This is a genomic window from Salmonella sp. SAL04162 (genome assembly GCF_046551535.1).
GTDB lineage: Bacteria > Pseudomonadota > Gammaproteobacteria > Enterobacterales > Enterobacteriaceae > Salmonella > Salmonella enterica.
This window is the reverse complement of sequence record NZ_JBGDVX010000009.1, coordinates 199,472-217,151: the sequence shown is the minus strand read 5'-3', so window position 1 is coordinate 217,151 and position 17,680 is coordinate 199,472. Positions and strand designations below refer to the sequence as shown.

General features: G+C 53.9%; 13 protein-coding genes. All 13 read right to left on the bottom strand.

All coding sequences use genetic code 11. The annotated features are described in order from the left end of the window. Window positions 1–62 precede the first annotated feature (62 nt). Window positions 63–1,355, bottom strand: a complete 1,293-nt coding sequence (tilS, locus tag ACLJRH_RS18400; protein ID WP_023137348.1) for a tRNA lysidine(34) synthetase TilS — start codon at window positions 1,353–1,355, stop codon at window positions 63–65. A gap of 62 nt (window positions 1,356–1,417) precedes the next feature. Beyond that, a complete protein-coding gene (locus ACLJRH_RS18395) occupies window positions 1,418–1,807 on the bottom strand; it encodes a VOC family protein (RefSeq protein ID WP_000901088.1) in 390 nt (129 codons plus the stop codon). 55 nt (window positions 1,808–1,862) lie between these two features. After that, complete coding sequence (gene ldcC, locus ACLJRH_RS18390; protein ID WP_001021044.1) at window positions 1,863–4,004, bottom strand: lysine decarboxylase LdcC; 2,142 nt, start codon at window positions 4,002–4,004, stop codon at window positions 1,863–1,865. 75 nt (window positions 4,005–4,079) lie between these two features. Then, the gene (locus ACLJRH_RS18385; RefSeq protein ID WP_023137351.1) at window positions 4,080–5,843 is read right to left on the bottom strand and encodes a chitinase; all 1,764 of its coding nucleotides are present in this window, start codon (window positions 5,841–5,843) and stop codon (window positions 4,080–4,082) included. Window positions 5,844–6,021: 178 nt separating this feature from the next. Next, entirely contained in the window at window positions 6,022–6,981 is a 960-nt protein-coding gene (accA, locus tag ACLJRH_RS18380) for an acetyl-CoA carboxylase carboxyl transferase subunit alpha (RefSeq protein WP_000055753.1), read from the bottom strand. A 12-nt stretch (window positions 6,982–6,993) separates the two neighbouring features. After that, the gene (gene dnaE, locus ACLJRH_RS18375; protein WP_023207369.1) at window positions 6,994–10,476 is read right to left on the bottom strand and encodes a DNA polymerase III subunit alpha; all 3,483 of its coding nucleotides are present in this window, start codon (window positions 10,474–10,476) and stop codon (window positions 6,994–6,996) included. Window positions 10,477–10,499: 23 nt separating this feature from the next. Then, complete coding sequence (rnhB, locus tag ACLJRH_RS18370) at window positions 10,500–11,096, bottom strand: ribonuclease HII (protein WP_000569411.1); 597 nt, start codon at window positions 11,094–11,096, stop codon at window positions 10,500–10,502. Next, window positions 11,093–12,241: a lipid-A-disaccharide synthase gene (gene lpxB, locus ACLJRH_RS18365; RefSeq protein WP_000741216.1), complete on the bottom strand. Its 1,149-nt coding sequence runs from the start codon at window positions 12,239–12,241 to the stop codon at window positions 11,093–11,095. The genes rnhB and lpxB overlap by 4 nt, the downstream gene beginning before the upstream one ends. Then, entirely contained in the window at window positions 12,241–13,029 is a 789-nt protein-coding gene (lpxA, locus tag ACLJRH_RS18360; RefSeq protein WP_000565950.1) for an acyl-ACP--UDP-N-acetylglucosamine O-acyltransferase, read from the bottom strand. Before lpxA ends, lpxB begins: the two co-directional genes overlap by 1 nt. 3 nt (window positions 13,030–13,032) lie before the next feature. After that, window positions 13,033–13,488, bottom strand: coding sequence for a 3-hydroxyacyl-ACP dehydratase FabZ (gene fabZ, locus ACLJRH_RS18355; protein ID WP_000210741.1), 456 nt, complete (start codon window positions 13,486–13,488; stop codon window positions 13,033–13,035). Window positions 13,489–13,593: 105 nt separating this feature from the next. Continuing rightward, window positions 13,594–14,619: a UDP-3-O-(3-hydroxymyristoyl)glucosamine N-acyltransferase gene (gene lpxD, locus ACLJRH_RS18350; protein ID WP_001139265.1), complete on the bottom strand. Its 1,026-nt coding sequence runs from the start codon at window positions 14,617–14,619 to the stop codon at window positions 13,594–13,596. 3 nt (window positions 14,620–14,622) lie between these two features. Then, window positions 14,623–15,108 carry a molecular chaperone Skp gene (gene skp / locus ACLJRH_RS18345; protein WP_000758966.1) on the bottom strand — a complete coding sequence of 162 codons (486 nt, stop codon included), beginning with the start codon at window positions 15,106–15,108 and terminating at the stop codon, window positions 14,623–14,625. 122 nt (window positions 15,109–15,230) lie between these two features. Next, entirely contained in the window at window positions 15,231–17,663 is a 2,433-nt protein-coding gene (bamA, locus tag ACLJRH_RS18340) for an outer membrane protein assembly factor BamA (protein WP_001240936.1), read from the bottom strand. Window positions 17,664–17,680 lie beyond the last annotated feature (17 nt).

The following is a 17,680-nucleotide window of genomic DNA, read 5'->3' as shown; positions in this document are numbered from 1 at the left end:
GTGCAAGCACCTTATCCGGCCTACGTTCCATGCGATACGTAGGCCTGATAAGCGCAGCGCCATCAGGCATGCCAAACCAGACTCACCCCTTCTTTATCTTCTGCTGCTCCCTCACGCGTCACAAAAACACCCGCAGCCGCAATCAGCGTTTCGCCGTAAAACAACAGCGGCGTGGTGTCTCGTCGCCAGGGCGGGATCCCCTGCTCCTGCCAGATTTTCTTTAATTTACGTCCACCGTGACGTCCCACAATGTGTAGCAACCCTGGCGCCTTAAACCGAATGCTGACGGATTCTTCCTCTCGCGGTCGGCGCAGTTCGCCGCCAGGAACGAGCTGTACCGTCCCTAAGCCGGCAGGCAGCGCCAGCGGTGTTTGCCAAAAGGGCCAGGCGACCGTCGTTTCGTGTTGTCCGGCCACGGATTTAATCCACCACAGTTGCGACTGATAACGGCGAATCTCGTGATCGCCAAAGCGTAAACAGGGAGAGGCATCGTCGCGCGCCAGCGCCACCTCCTGCCAGATACGTTCCAGCGCGTCGCGAGAGGGCATCGGCGCATTACGCATCGCCAGCCAGCGACGCAAAATCGCCGCCCGCCGGACATCGCTCATCGACATTAATGGAGAGAGCCGCAATGTTCCCTCCGCCGTGATACAGTCCGTAAGATCGCCGGCCAGAAGTTCGTCCAGCAGCCTTTCTTGCTCGGCGCAGAGCGTCGCGCTACGGGCTACCGCCGCAGGAAAATGCGGCCAGCGCTGCTGCAACAGCGGAAGCGCGCGCAGGCGTAAAAAATTGCGATCGTAGGCGTCATCCTGATTGCTTTCATCTTCGATCCAGCATAAGCCATGCCGCACAGCCCACTGTTCCAGCGTCTTCCGCGTTTCTCTCAACAGCGGGCGAAGAAGCAGAGTTCCGGCAAAAGGCGAGCGTTCTCCCATCGCGGAAAGTCCGGCCGGACCGCTGCCGCGCTTTAACGCCAGCAGGAATGTTTCACATTGATCGTCAAGGTGCTGCGCGGTTGCCAGCACTTCGCCAGGCAATAGCGTCTGTGCGAACGCCCGGTAGCGCGCTTCACGCGCATGGGCCTCGATACCCAGGCCATTATCCGCCAGCGTCACCCGCTCCACTACCAGCGGAACCTGCCAGCGTTCGCATACGGTTTCGCAATGCCGCACCCAGCTATCAGCATGAGGGCTTAAACCGTGATGAATATGGATAGCACGCAGCGTGACGTGAGGATGGCGTTCTCGCCACAACACCAGTTGATGCAGAAGCACCGTAGAATCCAGGCCGCCGCTAAAGGCAGCCAGAATACGGCGAGAAGAGAGTAACGAGGTATTCAACGTGAGAGTGGTCATGATCCATGCTTATAGTGACTTAGCCCGGCAACGTTACCTGGCGAGCGTCTTAATGACAAGCCTTACTGCTCATACAGCTCAAGCGGTAAACCGTCCGGATCGTTGAAAAAAGTAAAGCGCTTCCCGGTATACGGATCGATGCGTATCGGTTCGCACTTAACCTGATGCTTTTCCAGATGCGCAACGGCGTTTTCCACATTTTCCACGCTGAAAGCCAGATGGCGCAGGCCGCAGGCTTCAGGTCGGCTTGGACGCGCCGGAGGGAAGGGAAAAGAGAAAAGCTCAATTACATACTGCCCGTTTAGCGCCAAATCGCCCTTCCACGAGTCACGCTCTTCCCGCCAGACTTCGCTTAGCAGATCGAACCCCAGAATATCGCAGTAAAACGCCTTGCTCACCGCATAGTCTGTCGCAATGATCGCGATGTGATGAACCTGTTTTAATCCCAGCATAGCGTCTCCTTTATTGATTATCAGTACGTTACTCGTCACATTCCCGTCAGGCAAGCTAACAGGCGTGTTTTAAGACTCGTACCTGGTACACCCCGTCTTCATTCCGTTTCGCGCCGTGAATATCCGTTTCAAAACCGGGATAATGCTGGCCAATCGAGCAGAGCATCAGCAGAAAATCGAGCACGGCCCGACTCTGTTGCGTGATCCTCTCGCCGGGCATCAACAGCGGAACGCCTGGCGGATAAGGCAGGATCATATTCGCGGAAACGCGCCCTGGCAGTTGATCGAGCGCCACGGTTTCCACCTCGCCTTTGATCTGACGCTGCCAGGCCTGGTGCGGGGTCATGATCATCTCCGGTAAAACCTCGAACGCCCGCAGCATCAGCCCCGGAAGATCGTGCTGGCGGATCAGTTTATGGATCCCCTGCGCCAGATCCTGAATGCGCATATTGCGATAAAAATCCGGATCTTCCGCATACAGATCCGGCAACATATTTTTAACGCGCAGGTTAAGATCGTAGGCCCGTTTAAATTCCGTCAGCCCGCGCAGCAGCCCCATCGCACGGGTCTTATCAATCCCTATGCTGAACAAAAACAGCAGATTATACGGCCCGGTTTTTTCCACCACTACGCCTCGCTCATCGAGGAACTTCGCCACCAGCGCGGCGGGTATCCCCTCTTCGCTCATGTTGCCCTGTTCATCCATCCCCGGCGTCAGGATTGTCACCTTAACCGGATCGAGAAACATATGATCGTCATCAGCATCGGTGAAGCCATGCCAGGTTTCTCCCGGCGTGACCGGCCAGCATTCGGCCTCATCAACCTCTTCCGGCTGCCAGATATCAAAGAACCAGCTATCGGACTCTTCACGTAACCGCTGTACCTCTTTACGAAAATGGAGCGCCCGCTCCACCGAACGATTAATCAATCTTTTCCCTGGATTGCCGCGCAGCATCGCCGCCGCGGTCTCGATAGAGGCGACAATGGGATAGCTCGGCGATGTGGAAGTGTGCATCATAAACGCTTCGTTAAACGTCTCTTCGTCATATTCCCCTTTGATATGAATAAGCGACGCCTGCGAAAAAGCCGCCAGCATTTTATGGGTGGATTGCGTTTCGAAAATCACTTTTCCGGGCACCCGATCGCCGCTCATCCCGCTTTTCCCCTGGTAGATCGGATGGAAATGGGTATAGGGTACCCAGGCGGAATCAAAATGGATCGAGGGAACGTCCAGCATCTGCTTGATCCAGTTAGTGTTATACAGCAGACCATCGTAAGTAGAATTGGTGATAACCGCATGAACCGGCCATTGCGCCTGCGCGGTTTCCGCCACCTTACGCGCAATGCTGTCGCGGGTAAATTCACGCTTAGGAATACCGCCGAGAATACCGAGCGCATTGCGCGTCGGCTTCAACCAGAGAGGCACCACATCGCTCATCATCAGCAAATGCGCCAGCGATTTATGGCAATTACGATCAATAAGTAGCGTACTTCCCGCAGGCGCGGCATACATACCGACAATTTTATTCGAGGTCGACGTACCGTTCGTCACCATATAACTCTGCTCGGCGCCAAAAGTACGGGCGATATACTCTTCCGCTTCCAGATGCGGCCCGGTGTGATCCAGCAGCGATCCCAGTTCAGTCACCGAAATCGACACATCGGCCTTTAAGGTATTGCCGCCAAAAAAGTCATAAAACAGACAGCCTGGCGGGCTTTTCTGATACGCCGTTCCCGCCATATGACCCGGCGTACAAAAGGTATATTTTCCTTCTTTGGCGTAGGTAAACAGCGCTTTGGTAAACGGCGGCGTAATATTATCGAGATATTCGTTTGTATATTGATGAATGCGTGTCGCGATATCTTCAGCCAGCCCCAATGCATACTCAAAAAACCACAGCGCCATGCGCATATCGTGAACGCTAACGTCCAGCGTGGAGTTGGTATTGATAAAGGCGTAGAGAGGAAGGTATTCATTTAGCTGGTTGATTTCGCTACAAAGGTCGAGACTGTATTCATCCCAGTCAAAAATAACGCCGCAGATGCGCGGGTTATGTTCAATAAACTTCAACAAGTCAACGCTATTTTGCGGCCAGATAATTTGAAATCCCAGGGATTGTAATGCACGCTCAAGCTCCTTGATGGGTTCATCTTTATAATAAACCCCGTGCGGCCCCATAATGGCGATGATGTTCATGCTTTCTCCTGAAAAAACCTGAGATAAGCATAGTAACAATCCTGCCGATGCAAAGCACCGACAGGATTTATCTTATTACAATGCGTTCCATGCATCGGCCCAGGCAATCCCTACGCCGGGCTCATAGTAGGCAGGCGCAACATTACACCATGAGCCTTCCGGGAACGGTTTGCACTGGTACAATGCGCCATTATTGTTGACGATGTCGCCCGGATTCCATTTCTGGCTGCTGCTCCAGGCAGGGTAGCTGGTGGTCTTATCTTCGTCATCCGCAGCGGCGGCCTTCGCTTTCACATTCAGCGTATAAACCGCAGTGCTGGAGAGCGTACCGTCGCTAACAGTCAGATTCACCACATACTGGGTGTTCTGAGTGACATCCGGCGCGTTGAAAATCACAACGGCTTTATCCTGGCCGCTCAGCGTTTTGCCATCCTGCGACATCCAGGTATAGGTGAGCTTGTCGCCATTCGCGTCGGTCGATCCTTCCGCGCTGAGTGAAACCGGGCTACCAGCTTCCACCGCCCCGACCGGCCCGGCAATGCGCGCGACGGGCGCCACGTTTTCATCCGTCACTGGCGCCGGAGTTGGCGTGACATCCGGTTCAGTGGTTCCGTTATCATCGACGACATTAACGTTGAAATAATGCTGTACACATTTCGTGTAGTCGCCCTCTTTAAAGGCGGTATACGGCGTCTGATATCCCACTAACTGGCAGGAATAGGTTTTACCGTCCGCAGTATCGGCGCTCCAGCCCCAGTCTTGTTCCCAATAGATCGGTAACGCGCCAGCGCCGCCTTCATCGAACTGCTTCATCTTTTTACAGCCCAACACTTCGTCCGCCGGCACCGGCACTTTCAGGTAGTTGGCAAACTCTTTGTAGTAGGCGATACGGTTAAGCGACTGCGCATTCTCATCTGCGCCGCCGCACTCCACGCCGCCATTGATGATTTGAATGGTGACGCCGAAACCTGATACCAGGCCGTTTGCTTTATCGCGATCGTTTGGCTGCCAGGTACCGTCAATCACATGTAGCATAGACGGCTTCGGCGGCTGCGGATACACAAAGAAGAAGACGGCGCTCGCCAGGTTCATCCAGGTATCCGCCACCAGCTCGGGTTTATCCAGCAGAGGGCGAACGTCGCCATACATCGCGTCAGAGAAAGGCCCATAGTTGTAGTTATAAGAAAGCTGTTTTGCCCCGCGACCAAAATAGCTGAGGAAATCGCCGTCCTTATCTTTACCGCACGGCCAGGTCTGGCCCTGCCATACATCCGGGTTACATTCGCCGTTGTAGCCGCCTTTCTGCCCTTCTGTCCAGCCGACTTCGCGCAGATAGACCAGCGCCTGACGCCATTCCGGAATGTCACGCCAGCTTTCGTGACCGCCCGTCTCCTGGGCAAAATGCGCAAACATAGTAGCCAGGGTTTTACGGCAGATAGCGTCGCTATCGCGTCCATCGGTGTAGGTACCACAAACCGCCGGGAATTTACCTATCGCTTTCAGTAAGTTAGAGTAAGTGTATTCCGGCGCGCGCATCGGGAACAGATAATCCCAGTCGGCCTCTTTCAGAATACTTTCAACGCGTTTTACGTTTGCCGGATTAGCGGCGCGCCCCGGTTCGATTTGTTCGACCGCGCTGTTATCCAACGTCTGGATAGAGGATTTCACTGCCTCCATTAACGGAAAATCCGTCAGCGCTTTCTCTTTCGCCGCCAGATCGCTGGCGTTGATGGTCATTGGCTCACTACTGCTAAGCAGCGGCGCGGCCTGCGCACCGGATAAGCTCAACATGATTCCTGCCGCCACGGCGCTGAGCGCCAGTGTTTTTTGCAATCCCATAATTTTCTCCTTGAAGGGTAGTTCACTGCCTGCCCTGGCCACACGCCTGGCAGTTGCTACAGTGTCAGGGAGAACATGCTGTTGCGTTTAATCACATCAACTCATCGGCGTCTCATTTTTCCTCGTCCAAAAAAAAGAGGCCGGATTATCCGGCCTCCTGGGAAAATGAGGTAAATGATTAGGCGTAACCGTAGCTCATCAAACGCTGGTAACGACGGTTTTTTAAATCATCGGTGCTTAACACATCGAGATCGGCTAAATCTTCCAGCAGCTGCGCTTTTAGCGACGCCGCCATCGCTTCCGGATTACGGTGCGCGCCGCCCAGCGGCTCCGGAATGATGGAATCGATTAGCTTCAGCTCTTTCAGACGCGGCGCGATGATACCCATCGCTTCAGCAGCCAATGGCGCTTTGTCGGCGCTCTTCCACAAAATAGAGGCGCAACCTTCCGGGGAGATAACGGAATAGGTGCTGTATTGCAGCATATTCACTTTATCACCCACGCCAATCGCCAATGCGCCGCCGGAGCCGCCTTCGCCAATCACGGTGCAGATGACCGGTACGTTCAGACGAGACATCTCACGCAGGTTGCGGGCGATAGCTTCAGACTGACCACGCTCTTCCGCGCCCACGCCAGGGTAAGCGCCCGGGGTGTCGATGAAGGTGATAATCGGCATGTTGAAGCGTTCAGCCATTTCCATCAGGCGCAGCGCTTTGCGGTAGCCTTCCGGCGCAGGCATGCCAAAGTTACGACGAATTTTTTCTTTGGTTTCACGACCCTTCTGATGACCAATGATCATCACCGGTCGCCCTTCCAGACGCGCGATACCGCCGACGATGGCTTTGTCATCCGCATAGGCGCGATCGCCCGCCAGCTCATCAAACTCATCAAACGCCAGACGGACATAATCCAGGGTGTACGGACGCTGCGGATGGCGCGCCAGTTGGGCTACCTGCCATGCGCCGAGATCGGCGAAGATTTTGCGCGTCAGTTCTACGCTTTTTTCGCGCAGGCGATGGACTTCTTCATCGATATTAATATCCAGTTTCTCATCCTGGCGGCTTACCGCAGTCAGAGAATCGATTTTCGCTTCCAGCTCTGCTATCGGCTGTTCAAAATCAAGGAAATTCAGACTCATAGTATTCCTGTATTAGTCAAACTCCAGTTCCACCTGCTCCGAACCAATGAGGCCACGCAGATCGTTAAGTAAACGATCGCTCGGAGAGACACGCCACGTTGCGCCAAAACGCAGCCGCGCACGCGCATCCGCCCTCTGATAGTAGAGATGTACTGGAATGGTCCCCGAGCGGTGGGGTTCCAGAGACTGACGGAGTCGGTTTAAAAGCTGGTCATCAATTTGCCTGTCCGTCAGCGAGATAGCAAGCCCGCGAGCGTATTTTTCGCGAGCTTCGTCAATATCCATCACTTCGCGGGCGGTCATTTTAAGCCCCCCGCTGAAGTCATCAAAGCTGACCTGTCCGCTGACGATAAGTATGCGGTCTTTTTCCAGCAACTGCTGGTATTTATCCAGCGCGTCGGTAAATAACATCACTTCCAGACGCCCGGAACGGTCATCCAGCGTACAGATGCCGATACGATTGCCGCGCTTGGTGACCATAACCCTTGCGGCAATCACGAGCCCCGCAGCCGTGGTGACTTTACCACGTTCTGTCGGATGCATGTCTTTGAGCCTTACCCCGCCGACATAGCGCTCAATTTCTTTTAAATACTGATTGATAGGGTGGCCCGTCAGGTACAGCCCCAACGTTTCACGTTCCCCATCTAACACCACCTGCTCCGGCCACGGCTGGCAGCTGGCATAGGATTGCTCGATTTGCTCCGGCTCTTCCGCCAGTACGCCGAACATATCCGCCTGACCGATAGCTTCCGCTTTGGCGTGCTGGTCGGCGGCTTTCAGCGCATCGCCCAATGAGTTCATCAGCGCGGCGCGGTGCGGCCCCAGGCGGTCGAACGCCCCGGACATGATCAGCTTTTCCAGCACCCGGCGGTTGAGCTTTTTGGTGTCGGTCCGCGCGCACAGATCAAACAGTTCGCGGAAATAGCCGCCCTGATTACGCGCGTCGATGATCGCTTCGATCGGCCCTTCGCCGACGCCTTTGATCGCGCCGATGCCGTAGACGATCTCGCCCTCATCGTTAACGTGGAAATGGTACAATCCGGAGTTAATATCCGGCGGCAGAATTTTCAGTCCCATCCGCCAGCACTCGTCCACCAGGCCGACGACCTTCTCGGTGTTGTCCATATCGGCAGTCATCACCGCCGCCATAAATTCAGCCGGATAGTGCGCCTTTAGCCATAGCGTCTGATAAGAAACCAGCGCATAAGCGGCGGAGTGCGATTTGTTAAACCCGTAACCGGCGAATTTCTCCACCAGGTCAAAGATTTTCATCGCCAGTTCGCCGTCGATACCGTTCTTTTTCGCGCCCTCTTCAAAAACGGAACGCTGTTTGGCCATCTCTTCCGGCTTTTTCTTACCCATCGCACGACGCAGCATATCCGCGCCGCCGAGAGTATACCCGGAAAGTACCTGGGCAATCTGCATCACCTGTTCCTGATACAGAATGATGCCGTAAGTCGGCTCCAGTACCGGCTTCAGGCTTTCATGCTGCCACTGAACGTCCGGGTAAGAGAGTTCTTCACGACCGTGCTTACGGTCGATAAAGTTATCTACCATCCCTGACTGCAACGGGCCGGGACGGAACAGGGCCACCAGTGCGATCATATCTTCAAAGCAGTCCGGCTGCAGACGTTTGATCAGATCTTTCATGCCGCGCGATTCAAGCTGGAAGACCGCCGTGGTTTCCGAGCGCTGCAGCATGTCGAAGCTTTTTTTATCGTCCAGCGGAATGGCGGCGATATCCAGCGGCGGCTCGCCATTCTTCGCCCGCCGCTTGTTGATCATCTCCAGCGCCCAGTTGATGATAGTCAGCGTACGCAAGCCGAGGAAGTCGAACTTCACCAGCCCGGCATATTCCACGTCGCTTTTATCAAACTGGGTAACCGGATGCTTGCCCTCTTCATCGCAGTACAGCGGCGCAAAGTCGGTAATTTTGGTCGGCGCGATGACCACGCCGCCAGCGTGTTTACCGGCGTTACGCGTGACGCCTTCAAGCTTACGCGCCATATCGATCAGCGCTCTGACCTCTTCATCCGCCTCGTAAATTTCCGGCAGTTGCGGTTCCGCTTCAAAGGCTTTTGCCAGCGTCATGCCCGGATCGGGCGGCACCAGCTTCGAGATACGATCGACAAAACCGTACGGATGCCCCAGCACTCGGCCCACATCGCGGATAACGGCTTTCGCCGCCATCGTACCGAAGGTGATAATTTGCGATACCGCATCACGCCCGTACATGTCTGCGACGTGCTCAATCACCTGGTCGCGTTTCTCCATACAGAAGTCAACGTCGAAGTCAGGCATCGAGACACGTTCCGGGTTCAGGAAACGTTCGAACAGCAGGTCAAATTCCAGCGGATCAAGGTCGGTAATTTTCAGCGCGTAGGCCACCAGCGAACCGGCCCCGGAGCCACGTCCCGGCCCTACCGGCACGCCGTTATCTTTTGACCACTGGATAAACTCCATCACGATGAGGAAGTAGCCAGGGAACCCCATCTGGTTGATAACTTGTAGTTCAATATCCAGACGCTCGTCATATTCCGGGCGACGCTTTTTGCGCTCTTCTTCGTCCGGAAACAGGAAAGCCAGACGTTCTTCGAGCCCCTCTTTCGATTTTTTGACCAGATAATCTTCGGTGGTCATATCGCCGGTCGGGAACTGCGGCAGGAAATATTCACCCAGACGCACCGTTACGTTGCAGCGTTTGGCAATCTCCACCGTATTTTCCAGCGCCTCCGGAATATCGGCGAACAGTTCGCACATCTCATCGATGCTGCGCATATATTGCTGCGGCGAGTAATTGCGCGGACGCTTAGGATCGTCAAGCGTGAAACCGTCGTGGATCGCGACACGAATTTCATGGGCGTCAAAATCATCGCTTTCAAGAAAACGGACATCGTTTGTCGCGACAACCGGCAAACCACGTGCCTCAGCCAATTCAACCGCAGCATGGAGATAGGTCTCTTCATCCTGTCTGCCGGTACGGATCAGTTCCAGAAAGTAGCGATCGGGAAAATGCGCTTCATAGAAAGCAACGCACTCCTCCACCAGCGCCTGGTTGCCGCGTAGCAGACAGCGGCCTACGTCGCCCATGCGCCCGCCGGAAAGCAGGATCAAACCTTCTTTAAGCTCTACCAGCCAGTCGCGCTCGATAATCGGGCCTGCCGCGCCGTAGCCGCGCTGATACGCTTTCGAGATCAGCAACGTCAGGTTCTGGTATCCCGTATTATTCGCCGCCAGTACCGTCAGATGAGTCAGCTCATCTCCCAGCAGTTCGTTGTGAACGTTAAAGTCCGCCCCGACGATGGGTTTAATGCCCGCGCCATGACCCGCTCCGTAGAACTTCACCAGACCGCAGAGGTTGGTAAAATCGGTGATCGCCAGCGCAGGCATACCTAATGAGGCCGCCTTTTTCACCAGCGGCCCGGTCTTCGCCAGCCCATCGATCATAGAGTAGTCGCTGTGCACCCGCAGGTGAACGAAACGTGGTTCAGACATCTTCAGATTTCTCGATACAAGAATCAGGACACAAGTCCCAGAGCGCGTTTAACAGGCGCAAAACTGCGTCGGTGGTGCGCCGTCGCGCCATACTGTGCCAACTTTTCCAGATGAAAAGCGGTTGGATAGCCTTTGTGCTGCGCAAAGCCATACTGAGGAAAAACGATATCCAGCGCCGCCATTTCTGCGTCGCGGGTGACTTTCGCCAGAATAGACGCCGCGCTAATCTCCGCCACGCGGCTGTCTCCTTTCACCACGGCCATTGACGGCACAGGCAGCGCCGGACAGCGATTGCCGTCGATCAGCACATATTCTGGCGCAATATGCAGACCAGCGACAGCGCGCTGCATGGCGAGCATGGTAGCGTGCAAAATATTCAGCTCATCAATTTCATGCGCTTCCGCGCGTCCCAGACTCCAGCTTAACGCCTTTTCTTTAATCTCGTCATACAATGACAGACGACGCTTTTCAGACAATTTTTTGGAATCATTCAGACCGACGATCGGACGAGCCGGATCGAGGATCACGGCGGCGGTCACTACGGCGCCCACCAGCGGGCCACGGCCCACTTCATCCACACCCGCCACTAAATGGGTGTGTGGATAAACAAATTCGATCATTGTGCTAACTCCAGGACGGCATCTGCCGCCTGCTCATCGGCATTACAGCGGATCTGCTGATGCAGTTCACGGAAGGTGTCGTGCATCGCATGGCTGGTTTTACCGTTCGCCAGTAGCGGCAACAGCGCTTCGGCGAGTTTTTGCGGTTCGCACTCTTCCTGCAACAGCTCTTTGACTAATTCTCTTCCCGCCAGCAGGTTAGGCAAAGACACATACTCCGTTTTCACCAGACGTTTCGCCAGCCAGAAAGTGAAGGGCTTCATACGATATCCCACTACCATCGGGCATTTTGCCAGCATACACTCCAGCGCCGCCGTGCCTGAGGCCAGCAGAGCCGCGTCGCTGGCGATCATCGCCTCGCGCGCCATGCCGTCCAGCAAATGAACGGCGAGATCCGGCGCAACCTCCGCTTTAATTTTTTCAAACTGCTCGCGGCGTTTCGCGTTCACCAGCGGCACTACCACTTCCAGATCGGGATAGCGCTGTCGCAGCAATTGTGCGGTTTTCAGGAAGTCTGCGCTGAGCATTTCCACTTCCGCGCCACGGCTGCCAGGCAGTAGCGCCAGACAATGGGCGTCATGCGGGATACCCAGCACGTCGCGCGCCGCATTTTTATCCGGGTCCAGCGGCATGGCATCCGCCATGGTGTGACCGATAAAGCGGCACGGGACGTTAAATTTATCGTAAAACGCTTTTTCGAAAGGCAGAAAAGCCAACACCATATGGGTGGATCTGCCTATTTTGAAAACGCGTTTCTGTCGCCAGGCCCAAACAGACGGGCTGACATAATGAATGGTCTTAATCCCTTGTTTTTTCAGATTACCTTCGAGGGTAATGTTGAAATCAGGGGCATCAATCCCGACAAAGACATCGGGCTTGAGTTCGGTAAAACGACGGGTCAGATCGGCGCGGATATGCAACAAACGGCGTAAACGACCGAGCACTTCAACAATGCCCATGACCGCCAGCTCTTCCATTTCGTACCAGGCTTCACACCCTTCGGCCTGCATACGCGGCCCCGCAACGCCCACAAAGCGGGCGTTGGGTACGCGCGCTTTCAGCGCACGAATTAAGCCTGCGCCAAGAATATCGCCGGACGTTTCACCGGCGACCAGGGCAATCGTTAAAGGACGCTGTGCCGCCATTAACGAATCGGACCGCGCGTTGAACGCTCAAAGAACTCGGTAAACGCCTTCACTTCCGGATGCTTTTCAGCAAGTTCAGCGATTTCCAGCTTCGCTTCGTCGAGCGTTTTACCACTGCGGTACAACAGTTTGTAGGCATTACGAATCGCCACCAGCCCTTCACGGCTAAAGCCGCGACGCTTCAGCCCTTCGATATTTACCCCGAACGGCGTCGCATGGTTACCCTGCGCAATCACATACGGAGGGACATCCTGCGCCACGCCGGAGCAGCCGCCGACCATCACATGCGCACCGATAATGCAGAATTGATGAACTGCCGTCATACCGCCGATGATCGCAAAATCATCGACTGATACGTGCCCCGCCAGCGTGGCGTTGTTGGCGAGGATACAGCGATTACCTACCGTACAATCATGTGCGACATGCGCATTGATCATCAGCAGGTTATCGCTACCCACCTTCGTCAACCCACCGCCCTGCACTGTACCACGATGAATGGTGACGCTTTCGCGGATGCGGTTACGATCGCCAATTTCCACACGGGTCGGCTCACCCGCATATTTCAGATCCTGGTTCACTTCACCGATAGAGGCAAACTGATAAATCTCGTTGTCGCGGCCGATTTTGGTTTGACCATTCACGACCACATGAGACTTCAGTACGGTTCCCTCACCAATTTCGACCTGCGGCCCAACAATACAAAAGGGACCAATGTGGGCATTAGCGCCAATTACAGCGCCGTCTTCCACAATGGCGGTAGGATGAATAAAGGCGGATTTATCAATCACGAATCAGGCCTCCCGGCTACGAGCACACATCATGGTTGCTTCGCACACAACTTTACCGTCGACCAGCGCAACCCCTTTAAAGCGGGTCAGGCCACGGCGCGTTTTCTCGAAAGTGACTTCCATGATCATCTGATCGCCTGGCACCACCGGACGCTTAAAGCGCGCTTCATCAATACCCGCGAAATAATACAGTTCGCCAGGTTCCAGTTTACCAACGCTTTTAAACGCCAGAATACCGGTTGCCTGCGCCATCGCTTCCAGAATCAACACGCCTGGCAAAATCGGTTTGCCCGGGAAATGCCCCTGGAAAAACGGCTCGTTGACGGAGACATTTTTCACCGCACGCAGAAAACGACCTTCTTCAAAGTCCAGCACGCGATCGACCAGTAAAAACGGAAAACGGTGCGGCAGAAGCTCTAAAATCTCTTCAATCTGCAGAGTATGAGTGTTAGTAGTCAAAATACTCTTCCTGTCCAAATATACAAAAAGGCAATAATAACACGGCCTGCCGCAATCGTATGAATGTGACAGGCCGGAAAAGAATGGCAACTACAAGGCGGAACGTTAGTCTTGTTGATTAACCTTGCGCTCAATCGCTTTGAGACGCTTGCTCATATCATCAATGTTCATCACCAGTGCAGCAGTTTTACGCCATACTTTGTTGGGTTGCAGCGGAATGCCTGAGGAGTAGACGCCCGGTTCCGTGATGGGACGCATCACCATACCCATGCCAGTTACCGTGACTTTGTCGCATATTTCCATATGCCCATTGATCACGCTGGCGCCGCCAATCATGCAGTAACGGCCAATCTTCAGGCTACCCGCCATAATGACGCCACCGGCAACTGCCGTATTGTCGCCAATCACGACGTTATGTGCAATCTGGCACTGATTATCAATAATCACGCCATTGCCAATAACAGTATCATCCAACGCGCCACGGTCAATGGTGGTACAGGCGCCGATCTCGACACGATCGCCAATAATGACCCGGCCCAGTTGTGGGATCTTCACCCAGTTGCCACGATCGTTAGCGTAGCCAAAACCGTCCGCGCCGATCACCGTACTGGACTGGATCAGGCAATTCTCACCGATCTGAATGTCGTGGTAAATCGTTACGTTCGCCCACAAGCGTGAACCCGCCCCGATTTTGCTATTTTTTCCGACGAAACAGCCTGCGCCGATAACCACGTTATCGCCCAGTTGTACGCCAGATTCAATCACCGCATTCGCGCCGACTGAAACATTGCTACCCAGCGTTGCCGTCGCATCAATCACGGCGCTTGGCGCGATATTCTGCGCGGGCTGCGGCGTAGTATCTAAAATTTGCGCCATGCGCGCGTAGGTCAGGTAGGGATTTTTAACTACCAGCGCCGCGCTCTTAGCAAAAGGAAGATCGTCCTGCGTCATGACAACCGCAGAAGCCTGGCATAAACCTAAGTGTTCACGGTACTTAGGATTTACCATAAACGTAATGTGGCCTGTTGTTGCAGATTGCATGGACGCAACGCCGGTGATGACGATATCGCCATCACCGTGTAATTCTGCATCCAACTGTTCTGCTAAGTCAGCCAGTCGAATTGAAGGCATTACTTATTTAACCTGTTTCAGTACGTCAGCGGTGATGTCTTTCACATCGCTGCTGTTGTAAGCAACGGTGTTTGCGTCTACCACCAGATCTATACTCTGGTCGTTAGCCACTTTTTTCACTGCAGTCTGGATACGAGTCACCAGTTTGTTGCGTTCTTCGTTGGAACGACGAGCGCGATCTTTCTCAAAAGCCTGCGCTTTTTGCGCGAAAGTCTGGCGCTGAGACATCACGTCTTTTTCCAGCTTAGTACGATCGCTACCTGCTTTCATGGATTGCAGACGCTGCATTTTAGATTGCAGATCAGTTTCCATTTTTTGCAGTTCAGCCGCACGGCCTTTAAATTCGTTTTCCAGTGTATTGGATACACCCGTCTTCTGCGCAACCTGTTGGAACAGATTACCCATGTTGACGATTGCAATTTTGTCAGCAGCCTGTGCGGACGTTACCATCGCCAAACCAAGACCTGCAGCTAATAACCACTTTTTCACAATAAACTCCTTACCATCCCATTTGCACCCGAAGGTACAGCTCTTTGCGTGGCCTGGCGATCCCTGGGGGCATCGCCAAAAGTCATCGCTACACTACCAATGCATTCCTTTGCAGTGAACAATTACCAGGTTTTACCAATGTTAAACTGGAACTGCTCGGCTTTGTCTCCATCGTACTTTTTAAACGGCTGGGCGTAGGAGAAGACCAACGGCCCCAATGGGGACATCCATTGTAATGCGATACCCGCGGACATACGGATGTTGCTCGGATCGCTGTAGTCCGGATAACCAGAATACTGGCTGGAATCCCAGTTAGTATCCCAGACGGTCCCCATATCCCAGAAGAAAGAAGTACGGACCGAATTAGCATATTTCTCGCTGATAAACGGCGTCGGCGTGATAAATTCCAGGCTGGCGACCGCCATCGCGTTCCCCCCTACCGCATCATCCGACTTACACATATCTTTTGCGCCGTCCTGCGTCGCGCAATCGTAGTCTTCATCAGCATCGTAATTTTTAGGGTTATAGGGATAATAGACCGCCTTAGGACCAATGGTATTGGACTGGAAGCCACGAACGGTACTGGAACCACCGGCATAGAAGTTCTCATAGAACGGCATTTCTTTACCGCCTAAACCATCGCCATAACCAAAGCGGGTACGGCCCAGAATGACCCACTTATGATCGTTATCGATCGGTACATAGGTCGCGGTATCCAACGTCGCTTTATAGTATTCGTTATCCGATCCCGGAATCGTCACCTTACCCGTCAGGTTGATACGCGTACCTTCCGTCGGGAAGTAACCACGGTCTAGTTTGTTGTAGGTCCAGCCGTAGTTAAAGGTGAAGTCATCAGTGCTAAAACTATTATCCTGATCATTAGTACTCGGATACTGACCCATTGATGCCAGATAACGCCACATTGCAACCTGCGGTTCCATATTGGACAGGGAGTTATGCACATACCCTAAACCAGCACGCAACGTGTTGTACTCGTTGATGGGGAAGCCAAGCGTCACATCCGTACCGTAACTCTTGTTGGTATAGTCGGATAGATCCGCATCGTCCGCCTGGAAGTCGTTATAGAAGATACGACCACCGAGGCTCACGCCGTCAACGGTAAAGTATGGGTTAGTAACGGACAGTTCGCTGTAGGTCTGGTAGTCGTTTTTGGTGCCGTTAATCCCCACGGAATAACCGGTACCTAACCAGTTGTCCTGCTGAACGCCGGCCTGGAAGCTCACGCCGCTTTCTGTACCGTAACCGATACCGAAGTTGAAGCTACCGGTATTACGCTCTTTCACCTTGTACACCACATCAACCTGATCCGGGCTACCCGGAACGCGCTGCGTGTCGGTGTCGACGGTTTCAAAGAAGCCGAGACGGTTCAGACGCTCTTTACCCTGGTCAACCAGGTCGCTGCCCAGCCACGCCCCTTCCATCTGGCGCATTTCACGGCGCAGAACGGAATCTTTTGAGGTATCGTTGCCTTCAAAGCGGATCTTACGCACGTAGAAACGGTTGCCCGCATCGACGTTCACGCGCAGTTTTACGGTTTTGTCAGCATCGTTAATTTCAGGCTGTGACTGCACGCGCGGATAGGCGTAACCATAGCGACCCAGAAGCTTTTTGATGTCATCTTCCATTTTGGTCACTTTGGTGCCGTTATAGAGCTCGCCCGGTTCAATTTTCGTCAGGTTCTCAATTTCAGCGGAATGTCCGGCCAGGTTACCGCTTACCTGAACCCCGGAAAGCTTGTACTGATCGCCTTCGGTGATATTGACGGTGATGTAGATCCCTTTCTTATCCGGCGTCAGACTCACTTGCGTGGAGTCAATATTGAAACGCGCGTAGCCGCGATCCAGATAGTAGCTGCGCAAGGTTTCAAGGTCGCCCGCCAGCTTCTGTTTCTGGTATTTACGATCGCCGACGACGTTCCACCACGGCACTTCGTCACGCAACTGGAAATGAGAAATGAGTTCTTCGGTGCTAAAGGCATGGTTACCGACGATGTTGATCTGTTGGATCTTCGCCGATACGCCCTCCTGGAACACCAGTTTAAGATCAACACGGTTGCGCGGCAGCGGCGTGACGACCGCCTTAACGCTGGCGCTGTATTTACCTACGCTATAGTAAAAGTCTTCCAGACCTTTTTCGATATCAGACAGCGTGGTGCGATCCAGAGACTCGCCAACACGTACGCCAGACGCTTCGAGGTTTTGCTTGAGCATGTCATCTTTCACCGACTTGTTCCCGGAGAAAGTGATGCTGGCAATGGTCGGACGTTCTTTTACCTGAACCAGAAGGGTATTACCATCGCGCAGGACGCGGACGTCCTCAAAGTTGCCGGTGGCGAACAGAGCGCGAATGGTGTTACTGATATCTTCATCATTAACCGTGTCGCCTGTGCGCACCGGCATACTGAGGAGAGCCGCACCAACGGCGACTCGCTGCAGGCCTTCGAAATGAATGTCCTTCACTACGAACCCTTCAGCACCGTATACGGTGGCGCTGCTGAACAGCAGCGACGCTATGAGCAACTTTTTCATCGCCATCGTTATTATGCGTTCTT

What these genes read in the sequence shown, in the direction of transcription:
- tilS (WP_023137348.1), bottom strand. Translation starts at nt 1,355, where the DNA reads ATGACCACTCTCACGTTGAATACCTCGTTACTCTCTTCTCGCCGTATT.
- ACLJRH_RS18395 (WP_000901088.1), bottom strand. Translation starts at nt 1,807, where the DNA reads ATGCTGGGATTAAAACAGGTTCATCACATCGCGATCATTGCGACAGAC.
- ldcC (WP_001021044.1), bottom strand. Translation starts at nt 4,004, where the DNA reads ATGAACATCATCGCCATTATGGGGCCGCACGGGGTTTATTATAAAGAT.
- ACLJRH_RS18385 (WP_023137351.1), bottom strand. Translation starts at nt 5,843, where the DNA reads ATGGGATTGCAAAAAACACTGGCGCTCAGCGCCGTGGCGGCAGGAATC.
- accA (WP_000055753.1), bottom strand. Translation starts at nt 6,981, where the DNA reads ATGAGTCTGAATTTCCTTGATTTTGAACAGCCGATAGCAGAGCTGGAA.
- dnaE (WP_023207369.1), bottom strand. Translation starts at nt 10,476, where the DNA reads ATGTCTGAACCACGTTTCGTTCACCTGCGGGTGCACAGCGACTACTCT.
- rnhB (WP_000569411.1), bottom strand. Translation starts at nt 11,096, where the DNA reads ATGATCGAATTTGTTTATCCACACACCCATTTAGTGGCGGGTGTGGAT.
- lpxB (WP_000741216.1), bottom strand. Translation starts at nt 12,241, where the DNA reads ATGGCGGCACAGCGTCCTTTAACGATTGCCCTGGTCGCCGGTGAAACG.
- lpxD (WP_001139265.1), bottom strand. Translation starts at nt 14,619, where the DNA reads ATGCCTTCAATTCGACTGGCTGACTTAGCAGAACAGTTGGATGCAGAA.
- bamA (WP_001240936.1), bottom strand. Translation starts at nt 17,663, where the DNA reads ATGGCGATGAAAAAGTTGCTCATAGCGTCGCTGCTGTTCAGCAGCGCC.